Genomic DNA, 17,428 nt, shown 5'->3' on the forward strand with positions numbered 1-17,428 from the left:
TCCACTGCAACCGCACGTCTCCCTCCCGGAGTGCGTTGCCTGCGGCCGCACGCTTTGCCGTGCCGGCCAGGGACCTCGCCCGCCTTTTCGTCGCTCGGTAAGCAAGAACCTTCCGGTTCACCTGCCTGCCGAGCCACCTCACCGCCCCCGCTCGACCGCAAGACCGCCCGTGGACACAGGTCCACCGGATCACCCACGCACGTCCCTTAATAAACTGGAGCCATCATGCATCCTCAGATTACCGTCTCGTCGCTCGACATCGAACGCCTGGAAGCGTTGTTCGACGCCCTGCCCGTCGCCACCGCCAATGCCAACGCCCGCCTGCTGGCGGAACTGGGGCGCGCCAGGGTCGTGGAACCGGAGCAGATGCCACCGAACGTGGTCACCATGCGCTCGCAGGTGCGGTTCGACATCGAACAGCCACCGCAGCAACTGTGCCTGACCCTGGCGTACCCGAAAGACATGGCCGAACTCGACGACGGCATCTCGATCCTGACCCCGATCGGCACCGCGCTGCTGGGCCTGTCCGTGGGCGATCGCATCGACTGGCCCCTGGCCGACGGCCAGACCACCAGCCTGCGCATTGTCGATATTCCCTACCAGCCGGAACGCGCTGGCGAAATCTTCCGCTGAAGTGCGCCAAAGAAAATACTAGACGACTGGTCTAATTGTGCTAGACTACGTTTCATGAAAGCCGAATACACTGACATCCGCCAGCACATCCTTGACCAGGGCAAGGCCATCATTACCCGCAAGGGTTTTGCCGGCGTGGGCCTGAACGAGATCCTGACGGCGGCGGCTGTGCCCAAGGGCTCCTTCTACCATTACTTCAAGTCGAAGGAATTATTTGGCGAGGCGCTGCTGGCCGATTACGTGGCGCAGTACCTGGTGCACATGGACGGCCTGCTGGGGCAAATCGGCAAACCGGCGGCGCAGTGCCTGATGGCCTACTGGGACAGCTGGTTCAGCGACGCCACCGAGAGTGCCGACAGCTGCAATTGCCGCTGCCTGGTAGTCAAGCTCGGCAGCGAGGTGGCGGATATGTCCGAGCCGATGCGGGTCGCCCTGCGCGATGGCACCGACCACATCATCGCCCGCCTGGCGGTCGCCATCGACCATGGCGTGGCGGACGGTTCGCTGCCAGTCGTGCAAGACGCAGCGCAGACGGCGCAAACGCTGTACCAGCTGTGGCTGGGCGCGGCCATGCTCACCAAGCTGCGGCGCGAGCCGAGTGCGTTGAATTCGGCCTGGCACGCCACGCTGGGCCTGCTGCACCTGGCGCCAGCATCGTATCCCCTGCGCGGATGATGTCGTCCGCGTTTTTTTGACACCGATTCTAGACGACCAGTCTAATAATAAGGAGCTATTCCGTGAAAAATTTTGAATTCCATAACCCGACCAAGATCGTCTTTGGCGCCGACACCGTCGGCAAGCTCGCCACCCTGGTCCCCGTTGACGCCCGCGTGCTGATCCTGTTCGGCGGCGCCAGTGCCGAAAAAACCGGCACCCTGGCCGAAGTGCGCACCGCCCTGGGCGAACGCACCGTGCGCGAGTTCGGCGGCATCGAACCGAACCCCAGCTACGAAACCCTGATGCGCGCGGTCCACCTGGTGCGCGAAGAAAAAATCGACTTCCTGCTGGCAGTCGGTGGCGGTTCCGTCATCGACGGCACCAAGTTCGTGGCCGCCGCCGCCTTGTTCGACGGCGAGCCATGGGACATCGCCCGGCAAGGCGGCGCCAACGTGCAACGCGCCCTGCCCTTCGGCTCGGTATTGACCTTGCCGGCCACCGGTTCCGAGATGAACAACGGCGGCGTGGTCACGCACAAGGCCACCCAATCCAAGCTGGCCTTCCGCCATGCGCTGCTGTTCCCGGCGTTTTCCATCCTCGATCCGCGCAAGACGTTCACGCTGCCGACCAGCCAGGTCGCCAATGGCCTGGTCGATGCCTTTGTCCACACCACCGAGCAATACCTGACCTACCCCGTCAATGCCAAAGTGCAGGACCGCTTTGCCGAAGGCTTGCTGCAAACCCTGGTGGAAATCGCCCCGCAGGCGGTGGCCACCCCGGACGATTACGAAACCCGCGCCAACCTGATGTGGACCGCCACCCTGGCGCTGAACGGCCTGATCGGCGCCGGCGTACCGCAGGACTGGGCCACCCACATGATCGGCCATGAACTGACCGCCTTGTACGACATCGACCACGCCCGCACCCTGGCCCTGGTACTGCCCGCCCTGCTCGATGTACAGCGCGAGCAAAAACGCGGCAAGCTGCTACAGTTTGGCGAACGCGTGTGGGGCATCAACGAAGGCACCGACGACCAGCGCATCGACGCCGCCATCGCCCGCACCCGCGCCTTCTTCGAGGGCCTGGGCATTCCTACCCGCCTGTCCGCCTACCAGCTGGGCGACGACGCCGTGGAAGCCGTTCTGAAACAGTTACAAGCGCACGGCATGACCGCGCTGGGCGAGCACCGCGATATCGACCTGGCGCGCAGCCGCCAGATTTTGCAAGCAGCACTCTGAACCAACCCACCAACCCATTCACGACCAAGGACACACAATGAACATTCTGATGGTACTGACCTCGCACGACCAACTGGGCGACACCGGCAAAAAAACCGGTTTCTGGCTGGAAGAATTCGCCGCACCTTATTACACGCTGAAAAACGCCGGCGCCAAGCTGACGGTGGTGTCGCCAGCCGGCGGCCAGCCGCCGCTCGACCCGAAAAGCGACGAACCCGATGCGCAAACGGAAGCGACCAAGCGCTTCAAGGCCGACCCGGAGGCGCAAGCCGTACTCGCCAATACCGGCAAACTGGCTGACGTGAAAGCGGAAGATTTCGATGCCGTGTTCTACCCGGGCGGTCACGGCCCGCTGTGGGACCTGGCCGAAAGCCGCGATTCGATCGCGCTGATCGAAGCCATGATCGCCGCCGGCAAACCGGTTGCTACCGTGTGCCACGCACCGGGCGTGCTGCGCCACGTGAAGGCCCCGGACGGCTCGCCGCTGGTCAAGGGCAAGAAAGTCACCGGCTTTACCAACACCGAGGAAGAAGCGGTGGGCCTGACCCATATCGTGCCGTTCCTGGTGGAAGACATGCTCAAGCAAAACGGTGGCGAGTACTCCAAGCTCGGCGACTGGCAGCCGTATGCGATCACCGATGGCCTGTTGATCACCGGCCAGAATCCGGCTTCGTCGGAAGCAGCCGCCGAGGCGCTGCTCAAGCTGCTGGCCTGATCAGCCTTGCTTGGCCGGCTTGCACGCCGCCGTCGGATTGGCGGCGGGGCCGGCGGTGGTTTGCGGAATGAACGGAATCGTGCCGTCGGCGTTATACGTAAATTCTTCAACCGCAACCGAGCGGCGGTACTCGCCGCCGCCCGGCAATTCGGCGTTGTGATAGACGATGTAGGACTTGCCGTTGAATTCCACGAACGCGTGGTGCACGGTGCCGGTCTTGAGATTCTTGTCCATGATCTTGCCGCGATAGCGCCACGGCCCGGTGATCTTGTCGCTGGTGGAATACACGGTGTACTCGGGCCAATCGCGCGAGTACGACAAATAGTAGATGCCGTTGCGCTTGTGGACATACGGCGCCTCGGTAAACTGCGGCAGGCCATCAGTGTAAATCTGGCTGTCGAGTTCGATCATATTGCGCTTGATTTTCGCGTATTTCAGCACCTGGTTACCCCAGAACATCCACGCCTGGCCATCGTCGTCGATGAACACGCCGGGATCGATGTCGTCCCAGCCGATATCGGTCTGCAAGGTCATGCTGTTGGTAATCAACGGCTTGCCGATGGCATCGCGGAACGGTCCCAGCGGGCTGTCGGCCACGGCCACGCCGATCGCCTTGGCCTTGGCGCTGCGCTCGGTCACGGTGGCAAAGAACCAGTACTTGCCGTCACGCTTGATGATGTCGCTGGCCCAGGCCGAACCGCTCGCCCATGCGAACACGTCGTAGCGCAGCGCGGTGCCGTGCGCGGTCCAGTTCTGCATGTCGCAGGTGGAATACACGAGCCACTCGTTCATCACGTACTTGGTGCCCTCGGGCGGCGGCAGCGCTTCGTCGCGGCCCGCGTACAGGTACACGCGGCCGTTATCGACCAGCGTGGCCGGATCGGCCGTGAACTTGTCGGTCACCAGCGGGTTGCCCGCCTGCGCGGCGGCACTGCCCAGGGCCATCAGTACGGCCAGCATGCATTTCTTCATCAATTTACGTCTCCCGTGTGTGGATATCAGCGCAACCGCAAGTTACCACGCGCACAGCACCAGAAATACTCATCCCGCTGAGCGTTGTCTAGACACGCATAATGTTTTGCCACGCATAAACAACCGGCGTATAGTGATCTGGCTGCACCTTCCCGTTGCTTCCCTTTTTGAGCGAGGTCACCCATGAAAAAGCTGTTCGTTGCCGGCATGCTGCTGGCGTTTGGCGGTGCGGCGTCTGCTGCCGAGCCTACCGCCCAGCAAAACAAGATGAAAACCTGTAACGCCGAAGCCACGGGCAAGAAAGGCGATGAGCGCAAGGCTTTCATGAAACAGTGCCTGAGTGCCAAGCCGGCGCCGGTCGTCGCGGTCGAACCGGAAATCCCGCTCAGCCAGCAGAACAAAATGAAAAAGTGCAATAACGACGCCGTCGGCAAAAAAGGCGACGAACGCAAGGTGTTCATGAAAGCCTGCCTGAGCGCCAAGTAAGCGCACTTCCTGATGAGGTCCGAGACGCCACCCCGTGCAACCAGCACCGGGTGGCGTTTTTTTGCACTTGAAATTGCCTCACTGGCACGAAAATTGCATAGGACATACTTTTTGTGATCGACCAAAAGTAATGAACGCAAATCCTTTACCGCGTTCGGACATGTTTTTACCCTACATGCCGGACGTTGCGCGCTGCGAGCTGTCGCTGCGCGAACTCAATCAGATGTGGCAACTTATCGAGTCGTCTGCCAAGATGAACTGCCCGGCCGAGGCGCGCCTGCTGCTGCCCGCCATGGTGGCCACGCGCACCGGTTTCGCGCACCTGGAACAGGCATTGATCGCCAACCTGGTGCAAGAGAAGGTCAACCAGGTGCTGGCCAACCTCGGCACACAGGCCCGGTACGCCATCGACATCCTGGTGCGCAACCTGTTCGAGCGCACCGCCGATGTCGGCTTCCTGGCCACCGACGCCGACCTGTGCACCTTTGTCGCGGACGTTGCCGACGACAGCGGTCATGACCACCATCGCGCCAGCCTCGACGCCGCGCGCCGGCGCCTGGCCGCCTACCGCGACAAGTACACGGTGTACGATGAAATCCTGCTGCTCGATACCGGCGGTCGGGTGCTGGTGCAGGCCGACATGACCACGCCGGTGGCGCGCAGCCTCGATCCGCTGCTGGCCGCCACCCTGGCCGCCGACGGCTACGTGGAAACCTTCCGCGCCACCGACCTGCGGCCGGCCAAATCGCGCGCGCTGGTGTACTCGCACCGCATGCGCGATCCGCGCAGCGGCGCGGTGGTCGGCGTGCTGTGCCTGTGCTTCAATTTCGAGCAGGAGATGGACGCCATCTTCAGCGCCTACCGCGATCCGTCGCACCGCGCCAACATGCTGCTGCTCGACGCCGACAACCGCGTGGTCAGCAGCGCCGATCCGCTGTGGATACCGGCCGGCGTGCGGGTGCCGGTCAACACGCAAGGCGCCGGCGGCGCGGCCCGGCCATTGCTGTTCGGCGGCCGCGAATACCTGGTGCAAACCTTCGGCTGCAACGACTACCAGGGCTACCCCGGCCCCACCGGCTGGAAGGCGCAATTGATGGTGCCGCTGGACCTGGCCTTCCGCGACAGCGGCGCCGACGTGATCGAAGGCGCCGATGCGCAACTGGTGCAGGGACTGCTGTCGCATGCGCAAGCTTTCAGCCCGCCGCTGCACGAGCTGATGACCGCCGTCACGCGCACCACCCGCACCATCGGCCGCATCGTCTGGAACGGCAAGGTGACCAGCCACACCGAAGGCAACGGCAGTGGTGGTAACAACAGCCGCCTCAACACCATCCTCGACCAGATCAGCGGCACCGGCGCGCGCAGCGATGCGCTGTTCTCGCGCTCGATCCGCGACCTGTACCAGACCGTGCTGGCGGCCAGCATCAGCCAGGCCGAACTGACCTCGCAACTGCTGGTCGATATGCTGGACCGCAACCTGTACGAGCGCGCCAACGACTGCCGCTGGTGGGCGCTCACCGCCCAGTTGCGGCGCGGCCTGACCGAGGGCGGCGACGACGACGCCATCAAAACGGTGCTGCTCCACATCAACCGCCTGTACACGGTGTATGCACGGCTGTTCGTGTACGACCGCCAGGGCCGCATCGTCGCGGCCACCGGCGCCGGGCCGCTGCCGTGCACCCACGTCGATGCCGACACCCTGGGCCGCGTCTGCGCGCTGCGCAGCGAACTCGATCACCACGTGCAACGGTTCGCGCCGTCGGCGTTGTACGATGGCGCGCCCACCTTCATCTATCACGCCGCCATCCGCCACCCGGAGCAGGCGGCCAACGTGGTGGGCGGCATCGGCGTGGTGTTCGATGCGGGACCGGAGCTGGCCAATATGCTGCACAGCGGTGTGGCGGGACGGCGCAATATGCACGCGTACTTCATCACGCCGGAGCGGCAGGTACTGGCCAGCACCGACGCCGCCCACCCTCCGGGCGCCACGCTGGCGCTGCCGGCCACGCAACTGGCTGCGCTGCTGGCGGCGGCCGACCGCAATGGCCGCAGCAGCGGCGCGCTGATGATGGAGCACGACGGCCAGTACGTGATCGCGGCCTGCTCGCGCGCAGCTGGCTACCGGGAATTCCGTACCGGCGCGGGCGTGGAGCAGCCGGTGCTGGCGCTGCTGCTCGAGTCGTTCGGGCCGGTGCGCGATGCGCGCGAACTGGCGGCGCTGGGCGCGCAGGCGGTGCAGGTGGAACAAATGGAAGGCGCAGAAGGAGCAGGTACCGGGACCGGGACTGACTACGCCATCTTCCACGCCGGCGGCGCGCTGATGGCGCTCCCGGCGCGGACGGTCCAGGAAGCGGTGCCGTTTGCGCGCGTGCAGCGGGCGCCCGGCAACCACCGGGCGCGGGTGGGCATGCTCGACGTGGCGCCGGGCGGCGGCAGCAAGCAGTTCGTGTGGGTGTTCGACCTGGCGCTGCTGGCTACTGGCCGCGCCGCCGTCATCACCGACAACAGCCAGGTGATGCTGGTCAAATTCGGCGCGGGCACTATCGGCCTGGTGGTGGACGACCTGCACTCGGTGCAGCAGTTTTCCAGCGATGCGCTGACCGCCTCGCCCATGGGCGCCGGCGCCCAGGCGCTGGCGCCGCGCCTGATCAAGGCCAACGGCGGCCACCTGCTGATCGAGGAGATCGACCTGGAACGGCTAGCTTTGCGGCTGCGAACCTGACGCGCGGCGACGGTACAGCATCAGCGTCGCCAGCAGGCCGCACACGGCGGCAAAGGTGAGCCACCAGCCCGGCGCACTCTTGTCGCCGGTCGCCTCGATCAGACCGGTGGCTACCGCCGGCGTAAAGCCGCCGAAGATCGCGGTGGCCAGGCTGTAGGCCAGCGAAAAGCCCACGGTGCGTACCTCCACGGGCATGACCTCGGTGAGCGCCACCACCATGGCGCCGTTGTAGCTGGCGTACAGGAACGACAGCCACAGCTCCACTTCCAGCATGCGCGTAAAGCTGGGCGCCTGCACCAGCCAGTGCAACGCCGGCCAGGCGGTGAGGATGGCCAGCACGGTGCAGCCGACCAGCAGCGGACGACGGCCCACACGGTCGGACAGCGCGCCCATCACTGGCAGCCAGATAAAGTTCGATACGCCCACGCACAGCGTGACCAGCAGCGCCGCGCTTGTACTCAGGTGCAGCACCGATTTACCGAACGTGGGCGTGTACACGGTGATCAGGTAGAACGACACGGTGGTCATCGACACCAGCATCATGCCCGAGACGATCAGGCCCCAGTTGGCCACCATCGAGCGGAAGATCTCGCGCAGCTCGGGGCGGTGCTTGCGGTTCTTGAATTCCTCGGTTTCCTGCAGCGAGCGGCGGATCATGAACAGCACCGGCACGATCATGCAGCCGACAAAGAACGGCAAACGCCAGCCCCATTCGGCGACCTGGGTGGGCGCCAGCAGTTGATTGAGGCCGAAGCCCAGCGCGGCGGCGACCACGATCGCCACCTGCTGGCTGGCCGACTGCCAGCTCACATAAAAGCCCTTGCGTCCCGGGGTTGCCATCTCCGCCAGGTACACCGACACGCCGCCGAGTTCCACGCCGGCCGAGAAGCCCTGCAACAGGCGGCCGGTGAGCACCAGCAGCGGCGCGGCATAGCCGATGGTGGCGTAGCCGGGCACGCAGGCGATCAGCAGCGTGCCGGCTGCCATCAGCGCCAGCGTGACGATCAGGCCCTTGCGGCGGCCCACGCGATCGACATAGGCGCCGAGGATGATGGCGCCCAGGGGCCGCATCAAAAAGCCGGCGCCGAAGGTCATGAAGGTCATCATCAGCGACGCCACTTCGTCGCCGGCCGGGAAGAAGGCGGCGGCAATGGCATTGGCATAAAAGCCGAACAGGAAAAAGTCGAACATCTCCATGAAATTGCCGCTGACAACGCGGAACACGGTGCCGGCGCGCGATGGCACGGCAGGCGCCGGCGGAATGGGGAGACTGGAAGGAATGGCTGACATGGCTACCTCGGGTTGACGATGGTTTTACGAACTTTGTCAGCCCATTATTAGGTATTTCATTAGTAAAGTAAATCGGTAATTTCCCTGGCTTTTGCCAGGGTTGCTTGCCTATTTTCGTATCCACACTGCAACACGATGATCAATTTACAGCGATTTGTCGCCGCCGGTGCGGCGCGCCGGTAAAATCGATGATGTTAAAAAATGCAATCTGATCGAGGAACCCATGCGCCGCGTCCCGCTCGTCCCCATATTTGCCACCTTGTTTGCCGTCACCCTGCCCTGGCCGGCCAGCGCCGCCGAATCGCTACGCACGGTAGCGCCGTTCATCGCAGTCGATGCCAAGGGCGCGTTTGCCATGACGGTCGAAGCGGGCAAGACGCAGTCGGTCAAAATCTCGGGCGACGATGCGTTCGTGGCCGCGCTGGAAACCCGCGTGGTGGACAACGAGCTGCAGATCACCGTCAACGGCAAGCAGCCCAGGAACAACAAGGGCGATGCGCGCGTGACCATCACCCTGCCCGCGCTGAGCCGGGTCAAGGTGGAAGGCGCGGGCGAAACCATCATCACCGGCGTGGCCAGCGACCGCCTCGACGTGGGCTACCGGGGCGCGGGCCGGCTCATCGCCAGCGGAAAGGTCAAATACCTGCGCCTGAATGCGAAAGGCGTGGGCGAAGTCGATACCAGGGGCCTGCACGCCGAGCGCGTGGACGTCAACTTCAGCGGCGTGGGCGATGTCAGCGTGTACGCCACCGACACCGTCAACGCGGTGGCCAAGGGCATGGGCTCGCTTACCTACTACGGCAAGCCGAAGACCATCAACAAGTCGGTCTCGGGCATCGGCAACGTCAGCGCCGGCGACTGACTTCCGCCAACACCACCGGCTGGCATTCGACGACGTTCTCACCGGCCTGCCCAATCGCCACCTGGTGGACGACCTGGCCGGCGCCTTGCGGGCTATCTGTTCGGCCGCCCGATGCCGCTTGCTGCGCTGATCGCGCTGATCGCGCAACCGGCCACCGCAGCGGTTGATGGCACTGTTACTGCACCACCGTAACGCGCTTGCCGCTGACGCTGCGCTGCGCCGGATTGCCATAGACGGTGATGCTGCCCGAGCCATTGCTGCCGGCGACCAGCGCACCGCTGGCCTTGGCCGTCACGCTGCCCGAACCGTTGGTGGAGATATCGGCATCGCGGCTCGACAGGCCGGCCAGGTCGGCATTACCCGAACCGCTCAGGCGCACCCGCAGCCGCTCGACGCTGCCGCTGGCGGTGGCGCGGCCGGAGCCGCGCAATTCGAGGCCCAGCGACTGGCCTTGCAAGCGGCCCAGTTGCAGCCGCCCGGAGCCGTTCAGGGTGGCGTCGGTGGTGGCGCTGTCGAGCGCCGTGGCGTTCATGCTGCCCGAGCCATTGAGGCGCACGTCGAAGCGTCCCACCCGGCCCGCGATCTCCACCTCGCGCGAACCGTTCAGGCGCAGGTCGAAGTCGCCGCCGTTCAAGCCCGTCACCTGCAGGCGCCCGGAGCCATTGGCCTCGGCCTGGCGCAGCTGCGGCACGGTGAGCGTCACGCGCAGCGGATTGGACGTGCGCACGCCGCCCTCGGTCCACACCCGCAGGGTGCCGCCGCTGGCATCGGTGCGCAGCAACGGCAGCAGGTTGCTGTCGCCCTCCACCGTTAACGACGGCGCCTGCCCCACCCGCACCGTCACCAGCATCGAGCCGTTGATATCGATGCCATCGACACTGGCGCTGACCGCGCGCTGCTCGGTCACCACCTGGCCATTACCCTGCACCGCATTGCTGCTGAAGGCGGACTTGATCTGGGCATTACCGTCTTCCGGCACAACGATCACGGCGCAGCCGGCGATCAGGGCGAGGACGAGGGCGGAAGAAGAAAAGGCGAGACGGCGCATGATAGAGATCCTGGTCAGTGGTGATGTTGCCACTGTAGCCAGAACGCTGGCCGCCGGCGCGGTCAATGCGACGAACGGTGGAATTCGGGGAGTGAAACGCGTTTTAACGCCCTGCCGCAGTGCTACCATGACGGCCATGAACACTCTTCCCGACAGCCTCGCGCACCTGCGCGCCCTCACCCGCCAGTTCGCGCAAGAGCGCGACTGGGCGCCGTTCCACACGCCGAAGAACCTGGCCATGGCCTTGTCGGTCGAGGTGGCCGAGCTGGTCGAGCATTTCCAGTGGTTGCCCACCGGCGCGGACGCCGAACTCGATGACGCCGCGCGCCTGGGCATTCGCCACGAGCTGGCCGATGTGCTGCTCTACCTGGTGCAGCTGGCTGACAAGACGGGCGTGGACTTGCACGCGGCGGCGCTGGAAAAGATCGCGCTCAATGCAGTGAAATACCCCGCCACCCGTTAACCGGGTTGGACGCTGCGCTGACCAGTGCGAACGGTAGTATCGAACCACCTTGCGCAATCTGACCGCGCCGCACCGTGCCGGTTATTGCGAGGGCATGGCTAGCGCCTTGCGGATCTCGGCGCCGACGATGTGCCACGCGTTCGAGGTGCTTGAGACTTCGTCGTAGTGACTGGCCCCCGGCAGCAGGATCACCTCTGCCTGGTCGCCGGCAGCACGCGCGCGCCGCGCATAATCCTCGCCCGCGCGCAGCGGCGCGATGGTGTCCAGCTCACCGTGGATCAACACCGTGCGCACGCCGGCAGGCAGCAGTTCGGCCGGCGAAGTGTCCACATACACGTCGGGCCGCTCGGCGCTCGGCAGGCCGGCTAGTTGCGCGGTGCTGCGGTCGCAGCTGGTCTGGATCAGCGTGGCCTCGTTGCGCAGGTCGGCCAGGCCGCCCAGGCTGATCACCACCGGCACCAGGAACGGATCGGCCACGTACACCGGGCTCGATTTCGGCAGCCGCGCGCGCGAGCCGGCCCACTGCGCCAGGTGGCCGCCAGCCGAATGCCCGACCAGCACCACGCGCGCCAGGTCCAGCTGGTACTGCGGCGCCAGGGTGCGCAGGCGGTCCATGGCGGTGGCCACGTCCTGGTACATGCCGGGATAGCCGCCGCCTTCCTCGTCGTAACGGCGGTATTCGATATTCCACACCGCGATGCCCTGCGCGGCCAGCGCGCCGGCCATGTTGCGCATCTGGGTGATGCCGCCGAACTGTTTGGTCCAGCAACCGCCGTGGACGATGGCCGCCACCGGGTGCGGTCCCGGTCCGGCCGGTGCAAACAGTTCGGCAAACTGGGAGGGCGCGGCGCCATAGGCGACATGCGCGGTGGGCGCCGGGCCGCTCAAGGCCAGGTAGTTATCGAGCGACATCGGGGTGGTGACGATGGCGGCGGCCAGCAAGGTGGTGGCAATGGTGCTCATGGGGACATGCTCCGGATGGGAAGCGGCCATGCTACACGAAAAAAAGGCCGCCCCGGGCAAGCGGGCGGCCAACGAACTACTCCAAGGATAAACGACCGGAAAAACTAGAACTTGTAGTTGGCGCGCACATAGTAGTAGCCGCCATTGATACCGAACGGCGAGAACGATGGCAGCACCGTGACAGCGGCGTTGTCGAGCGCCGCACGCTGGTCGGCCAGCAGCGCCGGGTTGATGCCGTTCGGGTAGACGTTGAACAGGTTGTTCGCACCGATCGCCACCGACCACGCATTGTCGATCTTGTAGCCTACTTCCAGATCGGTGATGGCGCGCATCTTGATCTCGTTCTTGTGATATACGGCGCCGTCTTCACTGTCGTAGTTGTTCGACTTGCCGTAGATCGCTTCGCGCAGGTTGACTGTCCAGTTACCGATCTTCCACAGCGCGCCCAGGTTCACGCGCATTTTCGGCGAGGCCGTCTCCAGGTTGGAAATGGCGGTCTTGTCGAGCAGCGTCTGCGGCATCAGCTGGGTGGGCGCCTGGTTAATCTGAGTCACTTCCACCTTGTTGTAGTTGGCGGCGATCGACCAGTCCACGCGGCCGTAGGTGCCGTAGCTTTCGTTGAGGGTGGCCACGAACTCCATGCCCCGGCTGCGGGTATTGACGGCGTTTGAGAAGATGTTGATACCGGTCTGGCTCACGGTGCTGTCGAGGACATTGCCGTTGGCCAGGATCGCCGCCACCACGGCCGGCGAGTTGACCGCGCCGCCCGAACCGTACAAGGCGCCGGAGCCGACGATGCGGTCGCGGATCTTGATCTGGTACACGTCCACCGTCACATTGAGGTTGCTGGCAGGGTTGAACACCAGGCCGAAACTGAGGTTGTTCGATTTTTCCGGCTTCAGGCCGTTCACGCCCACCAGGCGGGCGCCCGGCGAATTGGGCGCCAACTGCACGAAGGCGCTGGTCGGGCCGACGTTGGTGGCCGAGTAGTACGATTCGGCCAGGGTCGGCGCGCGGAAGCCGTTACTGATCGTGCCGCGCACGGCTGCCGTCGGCGTCATCTCGTAGCGCGACGTCAGCTTGCCCACGCGGGCGCTGCCGAAGTCGCTGAAGTGCTCGTAGCGGCCGGCCAGGTCGACCGTCAGGTCCTGGATCGGGTTACCGGCGAAGTTGATGTAGGCCGCCTTGTTGGTGCGGCGGTGCTTGCCCGCGTCGGTCAGCGAGAAGCCCGGATACGACTGCGAACCTTCCTTGTAACGCGAGGCCGGATCACCCGCCTGGATTTCGTACTGGTCAACGCGGTATTCGAGGCCGGTGGCAAATGTCAGCGGCTTGCTCCAGCCCACATTGATCTCGCGGCTCGCTTCGAGCGTGGTGGTGGTCTGGGTGGCGACGAAGGCGCCAGCGGAGAACTCGGTCGGCGAGGCGCCGGTGTCCGCGTACAGCGAGGCATTGACCGAATCGGCCACGCCGATGCGCGACTTGTCGCGGCCATAGGTGGTGCTGATGTCGGTGTTCCAGTCGGCGATCTTGCCCTTGACGCCGATCGTCAGCGCCACGTCATCCTGCTTGATTTCCTCTTTCGGCGAGAAGCCTTGCGGGTACAGGCGAGGCACGCGGTTCGGCAGGCGGTAGTTTTCGTAGGCGCTCGCTTCCTTGCGGCCGGCGGTCAGGATCGAATACAGCTGGCTGTTGGCGTCGATGTCCCAGCCGAAGTTGGCGGCCAAGACGTTGAGGTGGTACGCGGCATCGCCCTGGATCTTGTTCAGGTACGGGTAGCCGGAGATTTGCGTCATGCCGGGAATGTTGGCGACGTTGCGCGGATCGACCAGGCGCGGGTCGATGCCGCCACGGTCGCTGTGGCCGTGGTATTTGGAATCCACGGTCACGCTCAGGAAGGCATTCTCGAACGGCTCCACGCCGAAGTTGACGGCGCCGCTGGCCGAGCGGCCGCCGCCGTCCCAGTAGCCGCCGCCGGAGACGGTCGCGTTGCCGCCGCGGTTGTTCGACTTGAGGATGATGTTGATCACGCCGGCGATGGCGTCGGACCCGTACTGGGCGGCCGCGCCATCCTGCAGCACTTCGATATGGTCGATGGCGGAGACAGGGATGTAGTTCAGGTCGGCTGCTGCGCCGCCCTGGTATGGTCCGCCCAGCACGGCCAGGTTGGCGGTGCCGTGGCGGCGCTTGCCGTTGATGAGCACCAGCGTGTTATTCGGGGACAGGCCGCGCAGGCGCGCCGACAGCGTCAGGTTGGCGGTGTCGCCGCCAAAGGCCTGGGCCGTGAACGACGGCAGGTTTTGCGCCAGCGCCTGGATCAGGTCCGGCTGGCCGGTGCGCTGCAGCGAGGCCGCATCGAGTACCTGGATCGGCGAGGCGCTGTTCTCGGCCTTCATGCCGCTCGAGCGGGTACCGGTAACGATGACCGAGGCGGTCGATGCGACTTCGGTCGGGGCGGCTGCCGCTGCCGCGACTTGTGCATCAGCGGCATCAGCTGCTTCCGCAGCAGCCGGCGCCGCATAGGCCGAGGAGGCGCCGAACGCCAGGGTGGACAGGACGGCGGCAACGCCGATCTTGAGTGTGGTCTTGTGCATATTTTTACATCCCCATTTTTGGAAAAATTACAAAGTAAGACCTGCGATGACTATTATTTTTTTGCGGCGACTACTTCGATCTCGACCAGCCAGCCCGGGTTGCTCAGCCCCGCCACCTGGACCACGGCGCGTGCCGGCAGGTTCGGCTGGGTGCCGCCGAAGTACTGGGTGTAACCTTCCATGAAGCCCTTGGTATCGGCCTTGCCGCCCTTGGCCGGATCGCCCACCAGGAACACCTGCATCTTGACCACGTCGGACATTTGCAGCTTCATGCCTTCGAGGATTTCCTTGATCTTCTTGAGCACCGTTTCGGTCTGGGTCTTGGTGTCGCCGAAGGCGGCCAGCGAGTCGCCGGCGGCTTCCTTGTTCACCACCGCCGGCACCTGGCCGCTGATGAAGTGGATGGTGGCGGTCGGCGGAATGGTCACGGCCAGCGCGATCGGGAAGTCCGAGTTCGGGATCTTGTGGCGAACGATGTCTGCCGCCTGGGCGGCGCCGCACAGCAGGCCGAAGGCAATCGGGGTCAACACGGTGGCAACGATTTTTTTCATGGTTCTCTCTCTCCAGGGTTTAATGTTTGTTCGACATTTCGGCCGTGACGAATTGCGCCACGCCCAGCGCGGTGCGCAGCTTGTGGATTTCGTCTTCGGTCAGCGCATCGGCCTTGTTGCCCCATTCGCCGCGCACGTAGGTCAGGATGGCGGCCAGGTCGCGGTCGTTGATGGTTTCGGAAAAGTCCGGCATGCCGCCGCGCCCCTTGAGCAGCACGCCGGCCACTTCGGCATGGTCGCCGGTGACGAACTTGCTGCCGGCCAGCGCCGGAAATGCGCCCGGGATGCCCTTGCCGCTGGCCTGGTGGCAGGCCGCGCAGTTTTTCAGGAACAGCGCCTTGCCGTCCGGGCTCTGGGCCCGGGCCGGCGCGGCGGCCAGCAGCGCGGTGGCGGCCAGCGCGGCGGCGCTCATCAGGGCGGTGGTCAGTATTTGCTTCATGCGCTGGCCCTCGCGTGGATGCGGGCGATCTGCTGCCATGCCGATTCGATGGCGCCGGCCTGCCAGCCGGTCAGATAGCTCAGGTGTTCGCCGGCCAGCATGATGCGGCCCTCGCCTTCCACCAGCGTGGGATAGGCGGCAGCACGGGTCTTGTCGGTCCACTCGGCCCAGCCACCGAGGTTGTACTGCACCCGGTGCCACGCCACGGAGAATGCGTTCTCGTATTCCTTGCGGTACTGCGGGAAGATCTTCTCGCCGGCGGCCACCGCGAACTCGGCGCGTTCGGCCGGCGTCAGGGCGCTGACCTCGATGGCGGCGGTCTGGTACTGGTAATAACCGAGCACCACGCCTTTCTGCTTTTGCCAGTTCGACGACGGCAGCGAGATGGTGTTAATCCCGCGCAGGTCGGTCAGCACGTGGCCGCCGTAGATCTGGTCGTCCTCTTCCCAGAAGCGGCGTTTCATTTGCAGGCCGATTTTGCCCACCGGCGCGTAAGCCACGGTGGCCACAGCCTTCTTGAACTTGTCCGAAAAATCGGTATCGATCTGGCGCAGCACGGACAAGGGAATGGTGCACAGGCAGTAGTCGGCGGTGACGGTGCTGGCCTTGCCACTGGCGGTGTCCTTGAAGGCGATGGTCACGCCCTTGTCGTTCTGGCGGATGGTTTGCACTTCGGCGCGGTAGCGGATCACTTTACCGAGGCGCTTTTCAAACGCTTTCGGAATCGCGTCCATGCCGCCCACCGGCTGGAACATGGTGGCCTGCATCGGGAAGTCGTGCACCGCGCTGTACACATTGCCCAGCTTCGATTCCAGCAAGTCCTTGAAACCGAGCGGATCGGACGCCTTGCCCGGTCCCGGTTCCATGCCGGCGCCGGGGTACACGGCATAACCCCGGCCCGGGCGGCCACGGTAAGCCAGGTCGGAGGCCGACAACTGGCCCTCGTGCACCAGGTAGTCGAGCAGCAGGCGCTGGTCGTCGGCGCTCAGCGATTGGTCAAGCTGCTTGTTCTTGATCGACTTGGCCAGCAGTTCGTCGACGTGGCCACGCATGTCGGCCTTGACCTCCTTGATGCGCATGCGCTTGCCCGCGAACGGGCCGGCGTTTTCGGAGTACACATAAGAGTGGTCGTTTTCATTGACCATCACTTCCAGCGGCACTTCGAACAGGCGCGTGTAGTGCAGCGTGGACTGGTGGTGCAGCGGAATGCGCCATGGGCCGTGGTTGATGTACTGGCCGGCGTCGAAAGCGCAGGTCTGCTTTTCGCCACCGAGTTCGGTCAGCGAGAAGCCCTTGCGGGCGGTCTGGCAGCGGCCACCGGCAAAGTCGCGCGCTTCGAGGATCTGGCATTGGTAGCCCAGTTTGCCCAGCTCGTAGGCGGCGGTCAGGCCGGCCAGGCCGGCACCCAGGATCACCACCTTCTTGCCCTTGCCGCTGCCGGTCAGTGCCGGCGGCGCCGACACGGTGGAGTTGATGCCCATGCCCCATGCGTTCATGGTGGTCAACAACAGGCTGGTGCCGCCCACCGCTGCGGCCCGATACAAGAAGTCTCTGCGGGTAAAAGAGCTAAACGATTTAAACGGTTTTACTGTTTTGCTTTCCATCTGCTTTCCTCGCCATTTTCACTGAAAAACCCCGGGGTTACTTGCTTCCCCATAGTCCCCTTCATAGCAAGCAACGTGCCATATTGGAAAGACGAATAAACATCGTTCATCATCGAAGCAGCCCTTTAACTGCAAGGCCTGCTTCATCGAACAAAGTTTTTTCGGCAGTGCGCTGCGGGTGCTTTCGGCAC

Annotated in this window: 16 protein-coding genes; 8 read left to right on the forward strand and 8 right to left on the reverse strand. The window is 64.6% G+C overall.

Annotated features, from left to right (window positions below):
• Window positions 1-225: 225 nt before the first annotated feature.
• From rnk to F8197_RS17705, 4 genes are all read left to right on the forward strand, one after another.
• Window positions 226-633, forward strand: coding sequence for a nucleoside diphosphate kinase regulator (rnk, locus tag F8197_RS17690; RefSeq protein WP_152883018.1), 408 nt, complete (start codon window positions 226-228; stop codon window positions 631-633).
• 54 nt (window positions 634-687) lie between these two features.
• Window positions 688-1,308 (forward strand): TetR/AcrR family transcriptional regulator, encoded by a 621-nt coding sequence (locus tag F8197_RS17695; protein ID WP_152883019.1) that lies wholly within the window; start codon window positions 688-690, stop codon window positions 1,306-1,308.
• Window positions 1,309-1,370: 62 nt separating this feature from the next.
• On the forward strand, window positions 1,371-2,528 hold the full coding sequence (locus F8197_RS17700) for an iron-containing alcohol dehydrogenase (protein WP_056147062.1): 1,158 nt from the start codon (window positions 1,371-1,373) through the stop codon (window positions 2,526-2,528).
• Window positions 2,529-2,565: 37 nt separating this feature from the next.
• A complete protein-coding gene (locus F8197_RS17705) occupies window positions 2,566-3,243 on the forward strand; it encodes a type 1 glutamine amidotransferase domain-containing protein (protein WP_152883020.1) in 678 nt (225 codons plus the stop codon).
• Here F8197_RS17705 and F8197_RS17710 read toward each other — a convergent pair whose 3' ends face one another.
• Window positions 3,244-4,203 (reverse strand): glycoside hydrolase family 43 protein, encoded by a 960-nt coding sequence (locus tag F8197_RS17710; RefSeq protein WP_152883021.1) that lies wholly within the window; start codon window positions 4,201-4,203, stop codon window positions 3,244-3,246.
• A 195-nt stretch (window positions 4,204-4,398) separates the two neighbouring features.
• Between F8197_RS17710 and F8197_RS17715 the strand changes: the two genes are divergently transcribed.
• Both F8197_RS17715 and F8197_RS17720 read left to right on the forward strand, forming a co-directional pair.
• Window positions 4,399-4,701, forward strand: coding sequence for a PsiF family protein (locus F8197_RS17715; protein ID WP_152883022.1), 303 nt, complete (start codon window positions 4,399-4,401; stop codon window positions 4,699-4,701).
• 160 nt (window positions 4,702-4,861) lie between these two features.
• Window positions 4,862-7,423, forward strand: coding sequence for a chemotaxis protein CheW (locus F8197_RS17720; RefSeq protein WP_152883023.1), 2,562 nt, complete (start codon window positions 4,862-4,864; stop codon window positions 7,421-7,423).
• Here the strand turns inward: F8197_RS17720 and F8197_RS17725 are convergent.
• Entirely contained in the window at window positions 7,400-8,713 is a 1,314-nt protein-coding gene (locus F8197_RS17725) for an MFS transporter (protein ID WP_152883024.1), read from the reverse strand. The two genes, F8197_RS17720 and F8197_RS17725, sit on opposite strands and share 24 nt — an antisense overlap.
• Window positions 8,714-8,936: 223 nt before the next feature.
• Here F8197_RS17725 and F8197_RS17730 point away from each other — a divergent pair, with 223 nt between their 5' ends.
• Entirely contained in the window at window positions 8,937-9,575 is a 639-nt protein-coding gene (locus F8197_RS17730; RefSeq protein WP_227012308.1) for a head GIN domain-containing protein, read from the forward strand.
• Between the two features lie 175 nt (window positions 9,576-9,750).
• On the opposite strand, the gene F8197_RS17735 is transcribed toward F8197_RS17730, so the two are convergent.
• Window positions 9,751-10,623, reverse strand: coding sequence for a head GIN domain-containing protein (locus tag F8197_RS17735; protein WP_056147049.1), 873 nt, complete (start codon window positions 10,621-10,623; stop codon window positions 9,751-9,753).
• Window positions 10,624-10,759: 136 nt separating this feature from the next.
• Between F8197_RS17735 and F8197_RS17740 the strand changes: the two genes are divergently transcribed.
• Window positions 10,760-11,086: a nucleotide pyrophosphohydrolase gene (locus F8197_RS17740; protein ID WP_227012309.1), complete on the forward strand. Its 327-nt coding sequence runs from the start codon at window positions 10,760-10,762 to the stop codon at window positions 11,084-11,086.
• Window positions 11,087-11,167: 81 nt separating this feature from the next.
• Here F8197_RS17740 and F8197_RS17745 read toward each other — a convergent pair whose 3' ends face one another.
• The 5 genes from F8197_RS17745 to F8197_RS17765 all read right to left on the reverse strand — a co-directional run bounded on the left by F8197_RS17745 (window position 11,168) and on the right by F8197_RS17765 (window position 17,177).
• Window positions 11,168-12,049 (reverse strand): alpha/beta hydrolase, encoded by an 882-nt coding sequence (locus F8197_RS17745; protein ID WP_152883026.1) that lies wholly within the window; start codon window positions 12,047-12,049, stop codon window positions 11,168-11,170.
• A 104-nt stretch (window positions 12,050-12,153) separates the two neighbouring features.
• The gene (locus F8197_RS17750) at window positions 12,154-14,643 is read right to left on the reverse strand and encodes a TonB-dependent siderophore receptor (RefSeq protein ID WP_152883027.1); all 2,490 of its coding nucleotides are present in this window, start codon (window positions 14,641-14,643) and stop codon (window positions 12,154-12,156) included.
• Window positions 14,644-14,696: 53 nt separating this feature from the next.
• Window positions 14,697-15,194, reverse strand: coding sequence for a RidA family protein (locus F8197_RS17755; protein ID WP_152883028.1), 498 nt, complete (start codon window positions 15,192-15,194; stop codon window positions 14,697-14,699).
• A gap of 19 nt (window positions 15,195-15,213) precedes the next feature.
• Entirely contained in the window at window positions 15,214-15,633 is a 420-nt protein-coding gene (locus F8197_RS17760; protein ID WP_152883593.1) for a cytochrome c, read from the reverse strand.
• The gene (locus tag F8197_RS17765) at window positions 15,630-17,177 is read right to left on the reverse strand and encodes a flavin monoamine oxidase family protein (RefSeq protein WP_227012310.1); all 1,548 of its coding nucleotides are present in this window, start codon (window positions 17,175-17,177) and stop codon (window positions 15,630-15,632) included. The genes F8197_RS17760 and F8197_RS17765 overlap by 4 nt, the downstream gene beginning before the upstream one ends.
• Window positions 17,178-17,428 lie beyond the last annotated feature (251 nt).

The organism is Duganella sp. FT27W (assembly GCF_009295655.1).
Taxonomy (GTDB): Bacteria; Pseudomonadota; Gammaproteobacteria; order Burkholderiales; family Burkholderiaceae_D; genus Rugamonas; species Rugamonas zoogloeoides.